Annotated in this window: 20 protein-coding genes; 9 read left to right on the top strand and 11 right to left on the bottom strand. The window is 66.5% G+C overall.

The features are described from left to right. Positions 1–50: 50 nt before the first annotated feature. Both ABZ942_RS36710 and ABZ942_RS36705 read left to right on the top strand, forming a co-directional pair. Complete coding sequence (locus ABZ942_RS36710) at positions 51–782, top strand: DUF2071 domain-containing protein (RefSeq protein WP_357390384.1); 732 nt, start codon at positions 51–53, stop codon at positions 780–782. A 145-nt stretch (positions 783–927) separates the two neighbouring features. Next, positions 928–1,221 carry an SMP-30/gluconolactonase/LRE family protein gene (locus ABZ942_RS36705; RefSeq protein WP_357390382.1) on the top strand — a complete coding sequence of 98 codons (294 nt, stop codon included), beginning with the start codon at positions 928–930 and terminating at the stop codon, positions 1,219–1,221. On the opposite strand, the gene ABZ942_RS36700 is transcribed toward ABZ942_RS36705, so the two are convergent. After that, a complete protein-coding gene (locus ABZ942_RS36700; RefSeq protein ID WP_357390380.1) occupies positions 1,222–1,710 on the bottom strand; it encodes a hypothetical protein in 489 nt (162 codons plus the stop codon). 206 nt (positions 1,711–1,916) lie between these two features. On the opposite strand from ABZ942_RS36700, the gene ABZ942_RS36695 reads away from it, so the two are divergent. The 3 genes from ABZ942_RS36695 (at position 1,917) to ABZ942_RS36685 (ending at position 5,320) form a co-directional block, all read left to right on the top strand. Beyond that, positions 1,917–2,876 carry a chlorophyllase gene (locus ABZ942_RS36695; RefSeq protein ID WP_357390378.1) on the top strand — a complete coding sequence of 320 codons (960 nt, stop codon included), beginning with the start codon at positions 1,917–1,919 and terminating at the stop codon, positions 2,874–2,876. Between the two features lie 87 nt (positions 2,877–2,963). Then, complete coding sequence (locus ABZ942_RS36690) at positions 2,964–3,629, top strand: hypothetical protein (RefSeq protein WP_357390376.1); 666 nt, start codon at positions 2,964–2,966, stop codon at positions 3,627–3,629. Positions 3,630–3,796: 167 nt separating this feature from the next. Beyond that, positions 3,797–5,320, top strand: a complete 1,524-nt coding sequence (locus ABZ942_RS36685) for an FAD-dependent monooxygenase (RefSeq protein ID WP_357390374.1) — start codon at positions 3,797–3,799, stop codon at positions 5,318–5,320. A 143-nt stretch (positions 5,321–5,463) separates the two neighbouring features. Here ABZ942_RS36685 and ABZ942_RS36680 read toward each other — a convergent pair whose 3' ends face one another. The 3 genes from ABZ942_RS36680 to ABZ942_RS36670 form a co-directional block, all read right to left on the bottom strand. After that, positions 5,464–6,255: a MerR family transcriptional regulator gene (locus ABZ942_RS36680; protein WP_357390372.1), complete on the bottom strand. Its 792-nt coding sequence runs from the start codon at positions 6,253–6,255 to the stop codon at positions 5,464–5,466. Between the two features lie 222 nt (positions 6,256–6,477). Further along, positions 6,478–8,148 carry a bifunctional 3'-5' exonuclease/DNA polymerase gene (locus ABZ942_RS36675; protein WP_357390370.1) on the bottom strand — a complete coding sequence of 557 codons (1,671 nt, stop codon included), beginning with the start codon at positions 8,146–8,148 and terminating at the stop codon, positions 6,478–6,480. A gap of 152 nt (positions 8,149–8,300) precedes the next feature. Further along, positions 8,301–10,418 (bottom strand): UvrD-helicase domain-containing protein, encoded by a 2,118-nt coding sequence (locus ABZ942_RS36670; RefSeq protein WP_357390369.1) that lies wholly within the window; start codon positions 10,416–10,418, stop codon positions 8,301–8,303. A 102-nt stretch (positions 10,419–10,520) separates the two neighbouring features. Here ABZ942_RS36670 and ABZ942_RS36665 point away from each other — a divergent pair, with 102 nt between their 5' ends. Then, positions 10,521–11,150 (top strand): helix-turn-helix domain-containing protein, encoded by a 630-nt coding sequence (locus ABZ942_RS36665; RefSeq protein ID WP_357390367.1) that lies wholly within the window; start codon positions 10,521–10,523, stop codon positions 11,148–11,150. 5 nt (positions 11,151–11,155) lie between these two features. Here ABZ942_RS36665 and ABZ942_RS36660 read toward each other — a convergent pair whose 3' ends face one another. Genes ABZ942_RS36660 through ABZ942_RS36650 form a run of 3 tightly spaced genes read right to left on the bottom strand, consistent with a single transcriptional unit; the run spans position 11,156 to position 13,311 of the window. Further along, complete coding sequence (locus tag ABZ942_RS36660; protein ID WP_357390365.1) at positions 11,156–11,722, bottom strand: TetR/AcrR family transcriptional regulator; 567 nt, start codon at positions 11,720–11,722, stop codon at positions 11,156–11,158. A gap of 19 nt (positions 11,723–11,741) precedes the next feature. Continuing rightward, complete coding sequence (locus ABZ942_RS36655; protein ID WP_357390363.1) at positions 11,742–13,118, bottom strand: amidase; 1,377 nt, start codon at positions 13,116–13,118, stop codon at positions 11,742–11,744. After that, the gene (locus tag ABZ942_RS36650) at positions 13,105–13,311 is read right to left on the bottom strand and encodes a hypothetical protein (RefSeq protein WP_357390361.1); all 207 of its coding nucleotides are present in this window, start codon (positions 13,309–13,311) and stop codon (positions 13,105–13,107) included. Before ABZ942_RS36650 ends, ABZ942_RS36655 begins: the two co-directional genes overlap by 14 nt. A gap of 110 nt (positions 13,312–13,421) precedes the next feature. On the opposite strand from ABZ942_RS36650, the gene ABZ942_RS36645 reads away from it, so the two are divergent. Continuing rightward, entirely contained in the window at positions 13,422–14,288 is an 867-nt protein-coding gene (locus ABZ942_RS36645) for an MBL fold metallo-hydrolase (RefSeq protein ID WP_357390359.1), read from the top strand. Positions 14,289–14,456: 168 nt separating this feature from the next. On the opposite strand, the gene ABZ942_RS36640 is transcribed toward ABZ942_RS36645, so the two are convergent. Together ABZ942_RS36640 and ABZ942_RS36635 are read right to left on the bottom strand one after the other, a co-directional pair. Beyond that, entirely contained in the window at positions 14,457–14,966 is a 510-nt protein-coding gene (locus tag ABZ942_RS36640) for a hypothetical protein (protein WP_357390357.1), read from the bottom strand. Positions 14,967–15,288: 322 nt separating this feature from the next. Next, positions 15,289–15,726 carry a heme-binding protein gene (locus tag ABZ942_RS36635; RefSeq protein WP_357390355.1) on the bottom strand — a complete coding sequence of 146 codons (438 nt, stop codon included), beginning with the start codon at positions 15,724–15,726 and terminating at the stop codon, positions 15,289–15,291. 168 nt (positions 15,727–15,894) lie between these two features. Between ABZ942_RS36635 and ABZ942_RS36630 the strand changes: the two genes are divergently transcribed. After that, entirely contained in the window at positions 15,895–17,079 is a 1,185-nt protein-coding gene (locus ABZ942_RS36630; RefSeq protein WP_357390353.1) for a serine hydrolase domain-containing protein, read from the top strand. Between the two features lie 49 nt (positions 17,080–17,128). After that, on the top strand, positions 17,129–17,485 hold the full coding sequence (locus ABZ942_RS36625) for a hypothetical protein (RefSeq protein ID WP_357390351.1): 357 nt from the start codon (positions 17,129–17,131) through the stop codon (positions 17,483–17,485). 8 nt (positions 17,486–17,493) lie between these two features. On the opposite strand, the gene efeB is transcribed toward ABZ942_RS36625, so the two are convergent. After that, the gene (efeB, locus tag ABZ942_RS36620; protein ID WP_357390349.1) at positions 17,494–18,771 is read right to left on the bottom strand and encodes an iron uptake transporter deferrochelatase/peroxidase subunit; all 1,278 of its coding nucleotides are present in this window, start codon (positions 18,769–18,771) and stop codon (positions 17,494–17,496) included. Then, the gene (gene efeO, locus ABZ942_RS36615; RefSeq protein WP_357390348.1) at positions 18,755–19,888 is read right to left on the bottom strand and encodes an iron uptake system protein EfeO; all 1,134 of its coding nucleotides are present in this window, start codon (positions 19,886–19,888) and stop codon (positions 18,755–18,757) included. Before efeO ends, efeB begins: the two co-directional genes overlap by 17 nt. Positions 19,889–19,899 lie beyond the last annotated feature (11 nt).

Raw genomic sequence — 19,899 nt, 5'->3', positions numbered from 1 at the left:
GCATCCACCACAACAGTGGTGCAGCCGACTCCGGAGGGAGGATTCGCGACATGATGCCGCAAATTTCGAGCGTTATCGAGAGACGGCTCTTGGTCAATTACCGCGTCGAGCCCGAGGTTGCGGCACGCCTGCTACCGGCGCCGCTGCGACCACAGTTGGTCGGCGACTGGGCGGTTGCGGGGATCTGTCTCGTTCGGCTCGGTCAGGTCCGTCCGGTCGGGCTGCCCGGCTCGATCGGTGTGCGCAGTGAGAACGCGGCGCATCGGATCGCGGTCGAATGGGACGGTCCGGACGGGGTCGAGAAGGGCGTCTATATTCCGCAGCGGGACAGCGGATCATCGCTGAATGTGTTGCTCGGCGGACGCCTGTTCCCCGGCGTGCACAGTTTGGCTCGGTTCGACGTCAAGGAGAGTCAGCACGACCTGCACGTCGCATTCACGAGCCAGGACAACACAACCCAGGTCAGTGTGGATGTCCGCACGGTCGACGAGTTCGACGGCAGCGAGCTGTTCCCCGACCTGGCCACGGCCTCAGAGTTCTTCCGCCAGGGGTCGGTTGGCTTCTCCGCCAGCCGCGACGGCCACCGCCTCGACGGCCTCGAGCTGAACACAGCCAAATGGCAAGTGCGCCCGGCACATACCCACGCCGTCCAATCCACCTACTTCGAGGACCAGACCCGCTTCCCCAGCGGCAGTGCAACTCTCGACTGCACGCTGCTCATGCGCGACGTCCCGGCCACCTGGCGCGTCACCGCGCCGATGCAGATGCCTGCCATGGCCTGACCTCCCCCGCCGAGGCTCTCCCCGACCGGTAGCACCACAGATCCGCACTCTCACTCGGGACCTGCACTGGCTCTCGGGCCCTATTCCGCGCGCGGATCCCGAGTGAGGGTGCAGATTCCCTGCCGCTGCCGAGAGCCGAATCCTGTTGATAGACAACGGTGAAACGCACGTCTTCGCGACAGCTCCGGTCGGCGAATGCGATGGCCTCGCCGTCGATGCCGAAGGAGGCGTCTGGGTCGCGCTCGGCACCGGAAGTGCCGCAGCAAGATTCACGCCGGACGGGCGACTCGACACGCAGATCGACCTCCCCGATGGGTTCGTCTCCTCAGTCGCGTTCGACGGAAGCACCCTGCTGATCACCACCGCGGGCCGCCTGCTGAGCCACCCCGTCGGCATCACCGGCACCCCCGTGCCCGCAACCCCCATCCCACTCCCCTGACTACTCGGGCGCGATGCGGAAGTAGGACAGGTTGAAGTCGTGTTCCCACGTGGTGCCGTCGGCGGATTTCTCCCACGCGCCGGTGATCTGATTGCCGTCAGCACTGAAGGTGCCGGAATACCGTTGGGAGAAGCCGGGTTCCATGCGCCACATGCGTAAGGCGCTCTGGTCCAGGCTCATCCGGTAGGTACGGCTTACGCCACGGGAATCGTAGTAGTGCCGGACGAATTCGCCGTCCCGGCCGGGCTCGATGATGACGATCGAATCCGGCGCCATGGGATTGTCGACGGTCGACCGCTCGACAAGGAGCCGTTTGGTCTTCATCCATTCGAAGGTCGTCCTGCCGCTCCGGTCGGTGAGAGCCGGGGTGCCCGGACCGAAGAAGCCCGCTTCGAAGAAAGCTTCCGCCTCCCATCGACCCACGAGCGGTTCGAGGCGTTCGAGCGCGGTATCCCGATCGTCGGGGATGTCCGAAGGTTGTGCGGTCATCGCGATTCCTCCTGGTAGCCCCCACCCATGTGGACGCCGCGAACGACCCGAAATCATCGCTCGGCCACGCGTTGCCGCCTGCCATCATGGACGTTGACAAAGCGGAACATTGCTCCGTATATTAATTGGAACAGCGCTCCGCTTCACTGTATCCCTGCGGACGCTTGTGCATGCCTCGATAGAGGCCCTTGAAGGGAAACCACATCATGAGTGAATCCACTTATCCCGCTGATACTTTCGACTCCCCCACCCCTGTCCTCTCGGTCAGTCCAGTAGTGCTGGCAGCTCCCGGTCGCGCCGTCGACTTGCAGGTGCGCGTCTCCGCACCGATGACCGGCGGTGACCTGCCGATCATCCTGCTCTCGCACGGCCAGGGCCCATCGAACAACCTGTCCTCGCTGAACGGCTACGCTCCCCTCGTCAACTTCTGGGCGGCGCACGGTTTCGTCGTGATCCAGCCGACCCATCTCAGCTCCACGACGCTGAAGCTGGATCCCAATACCCCTGGGGCGCCGCTGTATTGGCGATCGCGCGCCGAGGACATGCACCGCATCCTCGATCAGCTCGACGTGCTAGAGGCCGCCGTCCCAGCACTTCACGGACGCTTGGACCGCAGCAAGGTGGCCGTGGCCGGGCACTCGATGGGCGGTCACACCGCGAGCCTGCTGCTCGGCGCGCGGCTCATCGATCCGGCGGACGGAACCGAAGTCGACCTGACCGAGCCGCGGATCACGGCGGGTGTGCTGCTTGCCGCGCCCGGCCGAGGCGGCGATGCCCTCACCGAAACCGTGGCCAAGAACTACCCCTTCCTCACGACCACCGACTTCTCCCAGATGACGACACCGACTCTGGTGGTCGCCGGGGAGAAGGACGCCTCGGCCCACCTGACGGTCGCGGGCCCGGACTGGCACACCGATCCGTACTTCCTCGCCCCCGGCCCCAAGTCCCTGCTCACCCTGTTCGACGCGGAGCACGGGCTCGGCGGCATCTCGGGATACGACGTCGCCGAGACCACCGACGAGAATCCCGAGCGTGTCGCCGCGGTCCAGCGGCTCACCGCGGCCTACCTCCGCGCCGAGTTCTCCCCGGGCGATACCGCGTGGCGGGCGGCGTCTGACGCGCTGACCGGCGGCCCGGACCCACTCGGCCGGGTCGAATCGAAGTAAGCCGAACAAGCATCCGCCGAACCGGGCGAAACACGGTGCGATGCATGCTGATCCGATTATGTCGGTAGGTGGCGTTAACCTGCTGACATGGTCGGAACGGACTCGGCACTGCGCCGACTGATGCGCGAAACCGGCAAGCTGCTGCAGCCGTACGGCTTCGACGGCTCGGAAGACACGTGGGTGCGCGTCATGCCCGACGGCGTGGCGTCCGTCGGACGCACCCGGACGCTGCGCACCTGGACCGACGGGCAGCAGGTGCTCAGATTCGGGCTGTGCCTGAGCGCGACACCGACGGCCTGGTGGGAGTTCCACAACTGGCGTAATGCGCAGCTCGGTCGCCCGCCCGTGCCGATCGAGCAGGCGAGCGGCCCCGGCCTGATCAACGACCAGGGCATGCCGGAGAACCTGACCGAATTGTGGTCGCTGGGAGTCGATCCGTCCCAGCCGGGACGACACGCGCTGCAGGCCGATATCGACACCATCCGCGCCGAGCTACCCAAGCGCGTGCACGCCTACGCGCGCCGCGCGCTTCGACTGCTGGAACCCGACCGATACCTCGATGAGCTGGTGGCCGACCCGAACCCGCAGTACGCGACCTGGGAGGCGATCGTCGTCCTGCTCGCCGACCGCGGACCGGGCCCGGAATTGGACGAGGCGGTCAGCCGACTACGCGCATGTCTCCCGGATCAGGACGCGCCGATCGACGCGGAGAACCTCATCGCCTACGCACAGGGCCGCGCGGCTCTGGTGTGAGATAGTCGGCCCCGCCCTTGCCAAAGCGGTTGCCAGAACTTCGCGTTCGGCGGCGGTAGTCCCCTTCCCGCTCTCAACATATATCGCACCAGGGGGCTTGTCGCAAGACCCGGGTGATGCTGCAGAATCGCTGACCTGAGCAAGAACGCGGCAAGTAGGAGTGGTGAGTGACCGACATCGACGTAATCATCGTGGGCGCGGGCCCGAGTGGCCTGATGCTGGCCGGTGAGCTACGCCTGGCCGGAGTCCGATCGCTGGTGCTGGAGCGGCAGCCGGAGCCGCGAGACACCCCGAAGGCCAGCGGTATCGGCGGGCGGATCCTGGACCTGCTGCGCTACCGAGGGATCCTGGATCGATTCGAAGCGGCCAGCAGCGATCCGCACGTGGCTCCCCGATTCCCGTTCGGCAATATCTATTTGGACTTCACCCACGTGGCAGATCCGCCGATGCGGGCGTTGCCACTCCCCCAACGGGACGTCGAACGGCTGCTCGACGAACACGCCCGCGAACTCGGCGCGGAGATCCGTCGCGGCCACGAGGTGGTCGGGATAAGCCAAGACGACGCCACCGTGACCGCGCAGGTGCGTGGGCCGGACGGGACCTACCAGCTGACCGCCCGATACCTGGTCGGCTGCGACGGCGGGCGCAGCCGGGTTCGCGACCTCGCCGGCTTCGAGTTCCCTGGCATCACCTATCCGGAGGTCAACCGGCTGGCCCAGGTGACCGTGCCCGACTCGGTGACTGTGCTCGACAACGGCGACATCGAGGTCCCCGGGCTGGGCCGGATCCATGCCGGTTTCACCCGAACCGACAATGGCGTGTTCGCGTTCGCGGTCATGGACGGGGTCTGGTCCATGCAGACCACCGAAGACGAGTCCATCGAATACGACGACGACGACGAGCCACTGACCCTGACCGAGCTGGCGGCCAGTGCTCGCCGGGTGCTCGGCGCGGAACTCCCACTGGGCGAACCTATTCGGCTATCGCGCTACACCTTCAAGGATCGGCAGCTCGAACGGTACCGGGACGGGCGGATCATGCTGGCCGGCGATGCGGCGCACCTGTTCCCCGCGACCGGCACCGCGCTCAATGTCGGCATGCTCGACACGGTCAACCTGGCCTGGAAGCTCGGGGCCGACATCCAGGGCTGGGCGCCCGCCGGGCTGCTGGACACCTATCACGACGAACGGCACTTCGCCGGCGCCCGCGCGCTGATCCAGACCCGGGCCCAGGTGGCCCTGCGGCGCGGCGACGACCTGGCCTCCGACGCACTGCGGCAGGTCTTCCAAGAACTGGTCACCGACGAACCCGCACTGCGTCGCATGGGCGCTCTTGTCGGCCACGCGGATATCCGCTACCCGATGGCCGGGTCCGACCATCACACCTTGATCGGCGCCTTCGCACCCGACCTCACGCTGCACACCGATGACGGCACAACCAGTGTCGCGGAACTCATGCAGACGGCGCGGCCTGTCTTCCTCGATCTCGCCGATCGCCCGGAGCTGCGCGAGGTTGCCCGAGAATGGGCGCACCGCATCGACATTCGCCAAGGGAAGACCGACGATCGACCGGCCGATGCGGTATTGATCCGTCCGGACGCCCACATCGCTTGGGCCGCAACCATCGACGAATCCGCCGAGAGCGCCGCGCGCACGTTGCGCGAGGCGCTCGCTCGCTGGTTCGGCGCGTAGGACACCAGTCGCGGCCGCCTCGGAGTACCTCTCACGGCGGCCGCGGTTGGCGCGCAGACGATTCGGCGAACCGCTGCAGGTTGACTGCTTCGAGCAGGTTGCGCGGCTATCACCCGTTACCGAGTTGGCGTGTCCGCGATCGATCATGTCCACCCTGGCTCAGGCGCAGCCTCGAGTGCCCGTCCGATCCGAGTCAGCACGTCGATCTGTGCGGCGTTGTAGAGGTCGTTCACGGCGAATTCGACTGCCGCCCAGGCGTACTGCGCACCGCGGGGTGCGTCGGCATAGGGGGTCAGCAGTCCCGGATTCCCGGTGAACATGGCCCGAACCTGGGGCGCCATCCGCTCGGCCAGGTCGTGCCGGGTCTGCTCGTCGGCGTCCGCGGGCAGCCGATCGAACTCGGCCATCGGGGGTTCGGCGTGATATCCCTGCAGCATCTCGATGTAGGCGTCGATCCCCGCAGGCCCGAGCACCCGGGCGAGCACGACGACGAACGCGCGGTCGGCATCGGAAAGGTCCACGTGCGCAGCTGCTTTCGCCAGCTCGGGCGGCAGGTCGGTCGGCGCGGGTCGGCGCAGGGTGAGCGCGAGCTCGGCCCGAATCCGTTGCAGGCGTTCGACGGTCGCGGCCAACTCGGCATCCAAAGCCCGTAACGCCTGTTCGGGATGTTCGGCGGCGGTGCCCATCTCGGCGATCTGCGCCAGCGAGAACCCGAGGTCGGCCAGCCGCTTGATCCGCGACAGCCGCACCAGATGCGCGACGCCGTAACTCTTGTACCCGTTGGACCGCCGCTCGGGCTCGTCGAGCAGGCCCACCTCGTGATAGTGCCGCACCGCCCGCACAGTCGTGCCCGCGAGCTCAGCGAGCTGACGGGTGCTCCACGCCACGACCGCCCTCCTCCGGGATCGACGCTGCCGACAGGAGTGCGTCGACATCCAACCCAGTCAAAACTATGCCGCTGCGGCATAGTCAAGCCAACAGTCATGAGCAACGTCACCGTGAGCGCGGTGTTCGCGGACCACCCCCGCCTCGCCGAGTTCCTCGCACTGGCAGCAACGACCGCGTCCGGGCCGCCACCGGAAATCGCGAAGCGGAGGAATCGATACCTGCATCGCCTCCGCCACGGCGTTGATCACCACGGGCGTACGGGTACCGACCTATTTGGCGTCGAAGTAGCACTCCACCACGGCTGTCGCGAACGGGAACCGCACCGGCATGGGGCCGAAAGTGATGCGGCCGGCCGCGTCCGCCGCGTTGGTGATCATTTCGGCGACGGTCGCGGCCTCGTCGGCGGGGCAGTGCACGATTACCTCGTCGTGTTGGAAGAAGACCAGTTCGGCGCGGAGGCCGGCGTGGCTCATCGCGTGGCGTAGGCCCGCCAGCACCAGCAGGGCCCAGTCGGCGGCGCTGCCCTGGACCACGAAATTGCAGGTGAAGCGCCCTCGGGCACGGGCCGCGGCCGAGCTGCCGTATCCGTTGACCTGCTCTTGCGACAGTTCCGCTTGCTCAGGCGAGGTGACAGAAGCCGGTGGGCAGGTGCGGCCCAGCCAGGTGCGCACCAGGCGACCCTGTTCGCCGGCGCGCGCCGCGTCGTCGACATAGGCCATCGCGACGGGATAGCGGCGGCGGAGTTCGGCCATGTGGGTGAGCGCATCGCCGGAGGTTTGGCCGTAAATAGCGCCCAGCAGAGCGATTTTGGCTTGGGCGCGGTCGCCGCCGAAGGCGCGGGCGGCCAGATCCGCGTAGAGGTCTTCGCCGCGACCGGCGACCTCCATCAGTCCTGGATCACGGGAGACCGCGGCCAGTATCCGCGGCTCCATCTGGGCGGCGTCGGCCACCACCAGGGACCAGCCGGGGTCCGCGCGGATCGCCTGCCGGATCACCTTCGGGATCTGCAGGGCGCCACCGCCGTTGGTGGTCCAGCGGCCGGAAACCGTTCCGCCGGGCAGGTATTCGGGACGAAAGCGGCCCTCGTGCACCCATTGTTCGAGCCAGGCCCAGCCGTTGGCGGTGTGCAGGCGGTAGAGCGATTTGTATTCCAGCAGGGGCGCGACCGCGGGGTGATCGATCTGCTGAAGTTCCCATTTTCTGGTGGAGGACAACAAGATTCCGGCGCGGGCGAAGGCTTTGATGATGTCGTTGGGCAGGTCCGGTCGGACGCGCACGCCGCCGAAGGCACGCGATACCTGGTCGGCCAATTCCGCCATCTTGCGCGGCTCCAGTCCGCTCGGGAAGCGTTCGCCGAGTAGCTTGTCCAGCAACTCGCGGTGCACGTCTGCGCGCCAAGGGATTCCGGTGCGGGACATCTCCGTGGCCACCAGCATGCCCGCCGATTCGGCGGCGACGAGCAGCCGCATTCGGTCCGGATGTTCGGCCTGCGCGGTGCGGGCGATCTGTCCCGCGTAAACCTCCAGTAGGGCGGTGAATTCGTCCGTGCCGGGCGGCAGTGGCACCGGGCCCGACTCGAACAGCGACGGCTGAGTCTCGGCGGCCCGCGCGGGCGCGTCCGGCGGGACGGGCAGGTTGTGCAGTCGCGCCCAGGCCGCCGCCAGCGAGCGAGCCTGACCGGACTGCCCCTCCTCGTGTCCGATCAGCAGCGCCTCCGCGGCCTGCACGTCATAGCAGCGCTCGACCCGCACCCCCGCCGTCAGCAGCGATCGGTAGATCTCCGCCGTGGATCGCCACACCCACCGCTCGACCTCCGGACGCGACCGCACCGCCTCGGCGAGCGACGGCTCGCGGACCACCGGACCCGCCGGTCGACCCTCCTGGTCGAGCGGACACAGACGCGCACCCCCACCGTCCGTCTCGGCCACCGCCCATCTCATGCCCCGGAGTCTTGCACCGGGCACCGACATCCTCGTCGATGGCCGACCACAGCGCGAGAGTCGCGGTGCGGATCACCGGACCGGGCGTGGCCGGTGGCCGGGCTACCGCGACCAGCACCCGGCCCTCGGATCAGCCCGAGAGGTCCGCGGTCTCAGACGCTCATCGCGGGTTCTTGGGCCAGGGGGTCCGGTAGGGCGTCGGCGTGGATGACGTGTAGGTTGCTGACGGCTCGGGTCAGGGCGACGTAAAGCCGTTGCAGGCCTCGTTCTTCCGATTCGGCGATGCGGGACGGTTCGACAACCAGGACCGTGTCGAATTCCAGGCCTTTGGCGAGGGTGACCGGGATCAGGGTCAGGCGTGCGGAGTCGGTGCTCGGTTCGTTGACGCCGAGGACAGTGTGCGGCAATCCGTTGACGGAGAGGGCTTCCCGCAGGTCTGGCAGGTCGGCGTCGGCGGCGATGAGACCAACGGATCCTTCGTTGGCCAGTGCGGTGGTGCATGCCGCGAGGATTGTGCCGGTTAGGTCTTGTGGTGTGACCCTGGTGATTTGGAGGGCATCGGCGGACTGGCGGTATGCGGCTGGGCCGCGTAGATCAGGGGCGATGTGTGGGAGTAGGCGGGCGGCGTAGTCGATGACCTGGGCGGGGACTCGGTAGCCGCGGGTCAGTTCTTCGATATGGCCGTCCGGTTTGGCGAGGTGGGTGAGGACGGCGGCCCAGTCGGTGGCGGCGGAGGGGCTGGTGGCTTGGGCCAGATCGCCGAGGACGGTGCAGGCGCCTGCGACGCGGCGGCCGATGGCTCGGATTTGCATGGGGCTGAGGTCTTGGGCTTCGTCTACGACGATGTGGCCGAGTTTCGCGGGGCGTTCGATCAGCGCCGACGCCTCGTCGATCAGCGCCAGGTCGGGACCGGTCCAGGTCATGGATTTCAGGCTGCGCGGGCGCGGGGTGCGCAGGATGGCGTGCTGCTCGTCGGTGTCGAGGAGGCCGTCGGCTGCGGCGGCGAGGTGCTCGGCATCGGTAAGGAGTTCGAAAACTATTCGGGTGGAATCGGTTTCAGGCCACATCTGCTGCACGGCGCGGACAATCGCCCTGTTGCGACAGAGCTGCGCAAGTGTGCTCGTGGTGCTCGGATGCCCAGCCCGTTCCATCTGGCGCAGGACAAGCAGGGCCAGGCGCTGGCCGAGCAGTGCGATGCCGCTGCTGTAGTCGGTGCCGCGGTTACGGACCTCGGCGAGTTCCTCGGCGAGCTCGTCGGAATACAGGTGCCAGGTGCGTTGTAGGTACTTGACCTGCACCGACTCATCGAGCGGCCGGATGCGCGACCACAGGTGGCGCCGAATGACTTCGGCCATCCGGGCGTCGCCTTTGATGCGCTCGATGTGCGGATCGTCGGCTCGCGTGACGGTAACGCCGGAGTTGGTGAGCTCATCGATGGTGGTTTGCAAGACCTCGACTTCGCCGAGGGCGGGCAGGACGTTGCGGACATACGCGAGGAAGGCCCGGTTCGGTCCGATGACGGCGACCCCGCCCTCCCGCTGCAACCGCTCCCGCTCGGTGAACAGCAGATAGGCCAGCCGGTGCAGGCCGACGGCGGTTTTTCCGGTGCCGGGCGCGCCCTGAATACACAGCGTGCGTCCCAGCGGAGAACGCACCAGGCTCATCTGCTCGGGTTGGATCGTGGCCACGATGTCGCGCATCGGCCCCTTGCGCGGCCGTTCGATTTCCGCGGCCAGCAGATCACTTCCGTCAGCCTGCGCGAACCGCGAGTCCAGCGATTCGTCTTCGAAGGCGGTCAACCCGCCGTGCTGATCGAAGCCGAACCGGCGACGAACTCGAACCTGCATCGAGTCTTGACGACTGGCTTCGTAGAAGGCACGCGAGAGCGGGGCACGCCAGTCGATGACCATGAGCTCGCCCGCCTCGTCGCTGACACCGCGGCGGCCGATATAGACTCGATCACTGTCCGGAGCCGCCGAAGGTGCACCAACACTTCGGATTTCGTCGTAAACGTCACCCAGCGGGAAGTCCAGACGTCCGAAGAACAACGGCACATCGTCGAGATCGGACAGCTCCTCGATCTGCTTCTTATGGAACTGCCGCGCCGCGAAATTCTGCATCTTGTCGAAGACATCGCCCGTACCCCTACCCGTGGCGAGCGCGGTGACGGCCTCTTCGCGCATGCGCGCAAGCGCCGCGCGGCAGGTACTCAGATAGTCGCGTTCGACGCGAATCTCGGGCTCGACCTGGTCGTATCCAGCATTGCGCATGGTCGCGACAACTCCCCACCTCGAATCGCATATAACTTAACTCGGTCAAGTATATGACCAAGACAATTTGTATACCAAATAAGTTTTGACTACCCTGGGTCTATGGAGGAACCCGGGCTACGCGAGCGCAAGAAGCGCCGCACTCGTGAGGCGATTGCGGAGGCCGCCTTCGCCCTGTTCCAGGAATCCGGGTTCGACGGCGTCTCGGTCGCCGACATCGCCGCTGCCGCCGAGGTTTCCAAGCCGACCCTGTTCGCCTACTTCCCGACCAAGGAAGATCTCGTCCTGCGCCGATTCATCAACGGGGGCAGGGGTTCTGCGCTCGTCGTGCGCGAACGCCCCTCCGGCACATCGGCATTGAGCGCGCTACGGCAGCACTTTCTGGACCGGCTCGCCGAGCGTGATCCGCTCACCGGCCTCAACGACACCCCGGCGGCGATCACCTTCCATAACCTGCTGTATTCGACGCCCGCCCTGATGGCCCATCTGGCCGGCTTCATGCTCGACCAGGAGCAAGACCTGGCCGACGAACTGCTCGCGTCCGGTCAGCCGAGCGACGAGTTCACCGCACACCTGGTGGCCGGGCAGATCTTCAGCACGCAGCGAATCCTCACGTACTACAACGCCATGGCGATCCGTTCCGGCCGCAGCGCCGACGATATCTATCCCACAGCGGTCACCCGCGCCGAGACCGCCTTCGGCCTGCTGGAGAGCCAGACGTTCACCGACTGAACGTGCTATCCGGCGTGGGTGGCGAACAGCTCGTCGACGAGTCGGCGTGCGTACTGGGCAGTCAGATCGTTGGGGCGAAAGAGTATGCGGTACATCATCGGAGCGACCACCCGGTCCAGGATGTCTTCGGCGTCCGGTGCGGATTCGCCGCGAAGCTCGGCGCGGGCAACGATAGCGTTGATCTGTTCGGCGGCGTAATCCGAGCACTGTCCAGCGTTCGCTCCGTCGGGATCGCCGAGCAGGGCGTCGCGAATGTAGGCACGGCCCGGCGGTGAGTTCATTTCGTCCAGGAACTGCTCGGCCCAGGCGGTCAGGTCCGCGGCCAGGGTGCCGCGGTCTTCGGGTTCGGTTTCCGGTCGGAGGCGTTCGACCGCGACGTCGGAGAGCAGCTCGCGCAGGTCACCCCATCGGCGGTAGATCGTCGACGGGGTGACGCCGGCGCGGGTGGCAATCAGTGGGACGGTGAGCGCGTCGCGGCCGACTTCGGCCATCAGTTCCTGCGTGGCCGTGTGGACCGCCTGCTGGACGCGGGTGCTCCGCCCGCCAGGACGGACCATCGGTTTGCGACTCATCCTGTCACCTTAAAGCGGGTCATACAGCCGCGAAGACGGGTTCCGCCGCAGATTCCTCGTAGGCGCGACCGACTTGCAACAGCGCGGCGTCGCCGAAGGGGTGTCCGAGCAGTTGCATGCCGATCGGCAGTCCGGTGCGGTCGTGGCCGACCGGCAATGACAGCGCGGGGATGCCGGTGATGTTGGCCGGCGCGGCAAGTCGGACGTAGGCGTCGGCGACCGCCTCGGTGGTGCCGTCGGACCAAGTCACTGTTTCCTGGCCGACCGGTACCGCCGCCATCGGAACCGCCGGTGCCGCAATCACATCCACCTCTTCCAACACGTTTGCCCAGGCGCGGCGCATCATGGTTCGCGCGCGTTGGGCGCGTAAGTAGTCGCCCGCAGACAGCAGCTCACCGGCTTCCAAGAGGACGCGGATATCGTCGCCGTATTGCTCGCCGGTCGTGCGCAGGGTTTGCTCGTGATAGGCGCTGGCTTCCGGAACCATCAGGCCCCATTGGATGGCCTTGATGTAACGGGTCATAGGGATTTCGATGTCGACGAGTTGCGCACCGATGTCTCGCAGGTGCTCGATGCCGCGCCGGACCGCGGCCTCGACCTCTGGATCGATGTGGTCGAAGTAGTAGTTCGTCGGGATGCCGACCCGCAATCGGGTCAGGTCGGCCGGGGCTTCCTCGGCGGGCGTCGGGACCGATGCCGGATCGCGAGAGTCATAGCCGGACAACACATTCAGCACCAGGGCGGCATCGGCGACGGTGCGCGTGATCGGGCCGACGTGGTCCAGCGACCACGAGAGCGGGACCACGCCGTGCCGGGAGATCCGGCCGTAGGTCGGCTTGAGTCCGACGACGCCGTTGAGTGCCGCGGGTACCCGGATCGACCCGCCGGTGTCCGTGCCCACCGCGAACGTCGCCGCGCCCGCAGCGACGGCGACAGCGGATCCGCCGCTCGATCCGCCGGCGACCCGCGTGGGATTCCTGGCGTTGCGGGTCTGCGGGGTGATCAGGCCGTAGGCGAATTCATGCGTATGCGTCTTGCCGAGCAGGACCGCGCCGGCGGCGTCCAAGCGAGCGGCCACAGCGCTGTCGGACTCGGCGCGATGCCCGGCGCGGACTCGTGAGCTGGCCGTGGTCGCGAGACCGGCGACATCGATCAAGTCCTTGAGTCCCATGGGGATTCCGTGCAGCGGGCCTCGGGAACGTCCGCCGGCAATCTCGTGCTCGGCTTCGCGCGCCGCGTGCCGGGCTCGCTCCGCGGTCACGGTGACGTAGGCGCCCAATCGTGGTTGCACCTGTTCGACGCGATCGAGCACCGAGTCGACCAGTTCGACCGGCGATACCTCCCCAGCCCGGATCGCCTGGGCCGCAGCAGTTGTCGTCAGCTCATACGGTTTCATCGTGATCTTCCTTCGCGCGGTAGACGGCAGCGGGCGCGGCGTCGGCGAAGTCGAGCTCGCGCAGGATCGCGACGACGGAGTGGATGTGCTCGGCGGTCGTCGCCAGACCGGCGTGGCGTTCGACCGGCAACTCCAGGCCAGCGCGGGCGGCCCAGTGTGCCGCGTCGGATGCGGTGAGCGGACGTGTGGACATGGAACCCCTCGACGATCGTTAAACGCGAACGGTTTGCGTTAACGTCAGAGTAGGGGCTACCGTTCCCTAACGCAAACCAGTTGCTTTTACCGCAGTCGAAGGAGTCACTCATGACCACATCCCCCTCCTGGACTGTCGGCAACCTCACCATCCATCGCATCGACGAGATCGCACTGCCGCGACCCACCGGCGCCTGGCTGCTCCCGGCGGCCACGCCCGAGCTGGTCGCCGAAAACGCTTGGCTGCAACCGCATTTCGCTGACAACGACGGCACCCTGAATCTGAACAGTCACACCTTCGCCGTGACAATCGATGGGTTGCGCGTACTGGTCGACACCGGCATCGGCAACGGCAAAACGCGCGCGAACCCGGCCTGGGACAACCTCGACACCGATTACCTACAGCGCCTCGACGCGGCCGGATACTCGCCGGAATCCATCGATCTCGTCGTGCTCACGCACCTGCACACCGACCACGTCGGCTGGAACACCCAGCGGCACAACGACAAATGGCTCCCCACCTTCCCCAACGCCCGCTACCTCACCTCGCGCACCGAATGGGAATTCTGGGCCGACTACGAGATGGACGAGCCGCGACAGCAGATGTTCGACGATTCCATCCACCCGATCAACGACGCGGGGCTCCTCGACATCCTGAACGTCCCCGATTCAGGCCTGGACGTAACCCCCGGACTGCGCCTATTCCCCACCCCTGGCCACACACCCGGACACCTCGCCGTCCAACTCGGCGACGCCGCACTGATCACCGGCGACTGCATCCACCATCCGGTCCAATTCGCCGACCCCACCATTGGTAGCTGCGTCGACATCGACCCGCGCCGAGCCGAAACCTCTCGCCGCGCCCTGCTCGAATCCCTCACCGGCACAAGAACTCTTCTGCTCGGCACCCATTTCCCGCCACCCACCACGGGTTTCGTCGTCGGTGACGAAGGTAGCTACCGACTCGTCTCGGCCTGAGCGCTCGAACGCAGTCCGTCCAGACGCGACAGGACTCCCCGAACCCTGTGTCGCAGCGGTGGTTTCAATAACTCTCACTGACCCGATCGGGATCCGGTGGATGGTGGCGGTTCGCGGTGTTCGTCCGCCACCATCGCGCCTCGGGGTCCCGCAGCCTTGGACGAACGATCAGTGCCGGCAGAGCCATTCGGTGCCGTAGTGCGCGGCGTTGTCGCCGGTGAGGTGGACCCAGCGGCCGTCACCTTCGCAGGGCGCGCCCTCGACCCTGTCCTGCGGAGTAGTCGAGGTGGTCTCGACCGGTGGCGGGGTGGTTTCGGGGCCGGCACCATGGTTCGGGTTGGTGCAGATCGTGCCTTCGCACGGCACCCAGGTGCCGTCGCCGTTGGGGTTTTGGATGGCGTTGGGGCCGATGTAGCTGCCCAGCGGGCAACCCGGATCCTGGTTCTTGGCGCAGTATTCCGGGCTCAGGTTGTTGTTGGTGGAGCCGTCGGCGCCGCGCTGCTGCGGGCTGGTGGGCGGCGGCGCCACCGTCGTGGTGATGGGGATGGTGGTCGGTGCCACCGAGGTAGTGGTCGCCTTCGATGTGGTGGTGCTCGGTGCCGGTGTCGAGTTGTCCGAACAGGCCGCCGCACCCCAGATGGCGACCATCCCGACCAGGACTGTCAGTACACGTTTCATCGTTCCCGCCTCTCTCGAAAAACCACGAACCCTTGCCGGTCGCTGGTGTCGCCGGGCGATCAGCGGATGCAATCGCGCAGACAAGTCTCCAGGTGGACGTGCCTGCCAGAACGAACCGCCAGCCCACAACGGTGTGTCCGGCTTCTGATGAAGCGAGTTGAGCGATCAGCTGGCCCAACTCGCCGATCTGCGGGTCGACGACTCCCGCACCGAGTCCGGGAGCGTGCTCATAGTGACGAATTCGACCGAGCCGAACTCGAATTCGGCTCGGTCGATGTCGTCGCGAAGGGCGGAACGGAGCACAACCGGTTGGGTGCGCCGGTTACTTTGTGCGAGAGCGGTATTCGTGCCATCGGTCCACCGCGGTTTGCACGGCTCCCTCGTCTTCGGTCGCATGGGCTCCGGAAGCGCCTGCTGCTCCCAGCACCACCCCGTCCTCGGTAATCAGGATCCCACCTGCGAACGGAACGAAGTCACCGCCGTTGAGGTGTTGGATGCTGTCGACGATCGCGCCGGGCAAAGCGAGCTGGCCCGACGGTTGCAACGTCAGCAATGTGGTGCGCGCCTTGGCCACGGCGATCCGGCTGGTCATCGGCATGCCACCGTCGGCGCGACGTAAGACGATCACTGCGCCGCTCACGTCGAGCACGGCCACCGCCAGCGGTGGATAGCCGCGCTCGGCACCGACCGCCAGCGCGGACGCCACCAACCAGTCGGCGTCCGCCAAGGTCAGTCCCGGCAGTCGAGGAGTCTCGCTCATGCGATCGAATCTAGCGGAGCAGACCCCGCTGCCGACTTTCTGCAGATAGACCCCATGGAATGACGCTCTGGTGGGGCCAGCACGAACGGAAAGTAGGGTGCCTGCCGGATGGGAGAGAACCCCGGCTGCTCATAGCGTGAACCGAGTCCACAACAGAAGGGAATCACCTTGCGCATCAGGGTTTGGGATCGATCGTTGGCCACCGTGGCGGTGACCGGAGCATTGGTCGCCCTCATGGCCACGTCGTGCAGTTCCACCGGAACCGCGCCGGCCGAGCCCACCGCCGATAGCGGACGGGCGAAAATCACTGAGGCCCTGAACAATCTGATCTCGGTGGACCATCTGCCCGGTGCGCAAATCGTGGTCACCGATCACGGCCGGGTGTGGAGTGCGACCGCCGGAGCAGGCAACGTCGAACAGGGCACACCATTTCCGGAGAATTCTCGAGTCCGGATCGCCAGCAACACAAAGACATTCGTGTCGACGGTCATGCTGCAACTGGTAGCCGAGAGCAAGGTCGAATTGGATGCGCCGGTGGAACGGTATCTACCGGGCTTTGTGCACGGGCCGGGCATCGACGGGAACCGAATCACCATCCGGAACCTGTTGCAGCACACCAGCGGACTCCCCGAATACGCGGCGGAGTTCGGAACGACGCCCAAACCCGGGCAGATCGAGACCCACGACGAGCAAGTACGTTGGGGCAGAACGGATATGACCGAAGTCGTCCGCAACATCCTCACCACACCCGCTGATTTCGAACCCGGCGCACGGTGGGCCTATTCCAACACCAACTATGCCATCGCGGCCATGGTGATCGAAAAGATCACCGCAAGCACGATCGGCGCGCAAATCACTCACCGCATCATCGAGCCCCTCGGCCTATCCGACACCTACTACCCTGCCCCGGATGAAACCGACATTCGCGGCCCGCACCCCTTGGGCTACACCGAAATCGACGGCAAACTGATCGACTACACCAGCCAGAACGTCACCTCGGCAGGCGCAGCGGGAGCGATCGTCTCGACCGGCGCAGACCTCAACCGTTTCTTCACCGCGCTCCTCGACGGAACCCTGCTGCCACCAGCTCAACTGGCCGAAATGAAAACTACCGTCCCCCTGAGCATTTCGGGCCCACCCGTCGGCTACGGCCTAGGCCTTATCTCTCAGCAACTCTCCTGCGGCAAAGACAGCTGGGGCCACGGCGGCGACATCGACGGCTTCGAAACCCGCAGCGGCGTAACCGCCGACGGCCGCTCGGTCACCGTGATCACCAACCAGGTCCCCACCACCCCGGAACCCACCGACCACATCAACCAACTCGTCGACACCGCCCTCTGCCCCACCCCCTGACAACCGCGGCGGGCAGTAGTTGTCGGTGCCGCAGTGCATGATCTGGCCCATGAGCTTCGACATGCTGGTCTGGGAAGGCGAACGGCCGGACAACGACGCTGACCTGCACAACGTGCTGGACAGCTTGTCCAGATATCGGGAAGGGCGAGTTGTCCGGAACGAGCGGCCCGATCCGCCGAGCCCGAAGATCGCGGACTTCGTGCAGGCCCTGCTGCGGCGCTGGCGGGACTGCGGCGAGGAGGGTAGTCCTTGGTCCTGCGGCGGGACCGGAGACGCGGACGGCTCGTCCCTGAATATCTACATCCGCTGGGGCAGGGAAGACGAGGTCGCACCCTTCGTGGCCGGCCTGGCGAAGGTGCACGGCCTCGTCTGCTATGACCAGCAACAGGGCTGCTTACGGCCGTAGCCCGGGGATCAACTCGCGAACAGGGTTGATCCCCAGTAGTCGTCTGCCCCGAGCCCCGGCGGGACCGCGAAGACCGCTGAGCCAACGTGTTTGATGTATTCGTTCAGGGCGTCGTTGCGGGCGAGGTTCTCCTGCATCGGGACGAACTGGGTGAGCGGGTTGCGGCAGTAGGCGATGAAGAAGAGGCCGGCGTCGAGGTGGCCGAAACCGTCGGAGCCGTCGGTGAAGTTGTAGCCGCGGCGCAGGATCTGGATGCCGCCGAGTTCTTCGGCGGACGCCAAGCGCACGTGGGCGTTCTTGTCGACCAATGGTCCGGACGGTCCGGCCGACTGCAGATCGAGTTCGTCGAACTCGTCCTTGGCGCCCATGGGCGCTCCGGTGCCCTTGGTGCGGCCGATGACTCGCTCCTGCTCGTGCAGCGTGGTGCGATCCCACGGCTCGATCAGCATGCGGATCCGGCGGGTCACCAGATACGAGCCACCCGCCATCCAGGCCTGGTCGTCGCCGCGATCGACCCAGACGAACTTGTCGACGGTGTCGTGTTCCTCGGCCTTGATGTTTCGCGTTCCGTCCTTGAACCCGAGCAGGTTTCGCGCCGTCACCTGACTGGTGGAGGTCGAGGACGTACGACCGAACCCGAGTTGCGACCAGCGCACCGACACCGCGCCGAACCCGACGCGCGCGAGGTTGCGGATGGCGTGCACCGCGACCTGCGGGTCGTCCGCACACGCCTGGATGGCGATTTCGCCACCGCTGCGGGCCGGGTCGAGCGCGTCGCCGGTGAACTTCGGCAAATCGGTGAGCGCCTTCGGTTTACGCGACGCGATGCCGAACCGGTCGACGCCGTCAGCGGTGGTGAACAGCGACGGACCGAACCCGATCGTCAGCGTGAGCCGCGACGGCGACAGATCCAGCGCCTCACCGGTATCGGTCGGCGGTTTGTACGTGCCGGCACCGATGGCACCGTTGGGCGCGGCCTCGTGACCCGAGGTCATCCGCTCCGCCATCAGCGTCCAGGTCTTGAGCAGATCGACCAGCTCGGCACGCGATCGAGTGTGCACGTCGAACACCGCGAAATGCAGTCGGTCCTGCGCGGGGGTGACGATGCCCGCCTGGTTGACGGCGCGGAACGGCACCACTGCGGAAGCGGCCGCCGCCGAGGCCGGGCTGGACATCCGCCCGGCCAGCACCCCGGCCCCGGCCGCCGCGACACCGATACCCGCTGACCCGATCAGGCCGCGGCGCGAGATGCCGCCGCGACCTGCGGTCTCACGATCCCGCGACAACGCCCTGCACCTGACTCACCACCGCGGACAACGCATCGATCTGGCGCGCGAGCGCGGCGCGCTGATCGTTGCTGACCGTCTCATAACTGACATGACCGTCGCCCTTCCGGTACTTGGCCAGCTCGCTGTCGAGCTCGGCGAAGCGCCGGTCGATCTGCTTGCCCAGATCGGCGTTGCGCTCGTCGAGGATCGGCCGCAGGCTCGCGATCGCCGCCTGGGAACCGTCGACGTTGGCCTGGAAGTCCCACAGGTCGGTGTGCGAGAACGTGTCCTCTTCACCGGTGATCTTGGTGCGTGCGATCTCATCGAGCAGACCCTGCGCACCGCCGGCCACCTGCACCGGATCGACGATGTAGCCCGCCGCGTTCACGCCGGCCACCAATTCCCCGATATCGGTGAGGAGTTGGTCGGCCATTTGATTGGTGTCGGGCTGCAGACCCTGTGTCCACAGGTCCTTTTCCAGCCGGTGGAATCCGGTCCACTTGTCGCCCGGGACGACGTCGGCTTCGCGCAGATCCAAGCGCGGATCCAGATTGTCGGGGAAGCTCTCGGCGACCGGTTCGATGCGCTCGTAGTAGGTGCGGGCCATCGGGTACTGCTTCTTGGCCGACTCGATATCGCCGGATTTGACCGCCGCGACAAACGATTTCGTGGTTTCCTGCAGCGCGGTCAGCTGGCTCACCAGATACCGCTTGTAGCCGTCGGCCGCTTCGGCGAGTTTGCCGGTCTCGTCACGCTTTTGCGCCTCGCCGGTCACGGTGAAATCATGCCGGATACCGTCGCCGACCATGCCCGGCTTGCAGGCGGTCTGGTACTTGCCCGGATCGGGCACCGACACGATCAACTGACGGGTGAGCCCGGGACCGATGTTCTCGATCTCACCGATGACGCGCTCGCCTGCGCCGTACACGTAGAACTCGGTGACCTTCGTGCCGTTGTTGGTGATCCGGAAGGTCACCGTGCCGGTGTCGGCCGAATCCTTCGCCACCGCGCAGGTGGAGTCGTCGGCGGTGACCGTGATATCGCCCGCCGACGCGGTGTCGGTCTTACTGGTGCACGACACCAACAACGCAGGCACTGTCACCGCGACCGCTACGGGGAAAATGGAGAAACGCACCGAGAGTGGAC

This window comes from Nocardia sp. NPDC046473 (genome assembly GCF_040645995.1).
In the GTDB taxonomy this organism is placed as follows: domain Bacteria; phylum Actinomycetota; class Actinomycetes; order Mycobacteriales; family Mycobacteriaceae; genus Nocardia.
Note: the sequence above shows the minus strand (reverse complement) of the source record. Positions and strands in the feature narration are given on the sequence as shown.

Coding starts and splice junctions, on each gene's coding strand:
- ABZ942_RS36700 (WP_357390380.1), bottom strand. CDS start 1,710: ATGACCGCACAACCTTCGGACATCCCCGACGATCGGGATACCGCGCTC.
- ABZ942_RS36695 (WP_357390378.1), top strand. CDS start 1,917: ATGAGTGAATCCACTTATCCCGCTGATACTTTCGACTCCCCCACCCCT.
- ABZ942_RS36690 (WP_357390376.1), top strand. CDS start 2,964: ATGGTCGGAACGGACTCGGCACTGCGCCGACTGATGCGCGAAACCGGC.
- ABZ942_RS36655 (WP_357390363.1), bottom strand. CDS start 13,118: ATGAAACCGTATGAGCTGACGACAACTGCTGCGGCCCAGGCGATCCGG.
- ABZ942_RS36670 (WP_357390369.1), bottom strand. CDS start 10,418: ATGCGCAATGCTGGATACGACCAGGTCGAGCCCGAGATTCGCGTCGAA.
- ABZ942_RS36665 (WP_357390367.1), top strand. CDS start 10,521: ATGGAGGAACCCGGGCTACGCGAGCGCAAGAAGCGCCGCACTCGTGAG.
- ABZ942_RS36650 (WP_357390361.1), bottom strand. CDS start 13,311: ATGTCCACACGTCCGCTCACCGCATCCGACGCGGCACACTGGGCCGCC.
- ABZ942_RS36645 (WP_357390359.1), top strand. CDS start 13,422: ATGACCACATCCCCCTCCTGGACTGTCGGCAACCTCACCATCCATCGC.
- ABZ942_RS36625 (WP_357390351.1), top strand. CDS start 17,129: ATGAGCTTCGACATGCTGGTCTGGGAAGGCGAACGGCCGGACAACGAC.
- ABZ942_RS36680 (WP_357390372.1), bottom strand. CDS start 6,255: ATGTCGACGCACTCCTGTCGGCAGCGTCGATCCCGGAGGAGGGCGGTC.
- ABZ942_RS36710 (WP_357390384.1), top strand. CDS start 51: ATGATGCCGCAAATTTCGAGCGTTATCGAGAGACGGCTCTTGGTCAAT.
- ABZ942_RS36660 (WP_357390365.1), bottom strand. CDS start 11,722: ATGAGTCGCAAACCGATGGTCCGTCCTGGCGGGCGGAGCACCCGCGTC.
- ABZ942_RS36640 (WP_357390357.1), bottom strand. CDS start 14,966: ATGAAACGTGTACTGACAGTCCTGGTCGGGATGGTCGCCATCTGGGGT.
- ABZ942_RS36635 (WP_357390355.1), bottom strand. CDS start 15,726: ATGAGCGAGACTCCTCGACTGCCGGGACTGACCTTGGCGGACGCCGAC.
- ABZ942_RS36675 (WP_357390370.1), bottom strand. CDS start 8,148: ATGAGATGGGCGGTGGCCGAGACGGACGGTGGGGGTGCGCGTCTGTGT.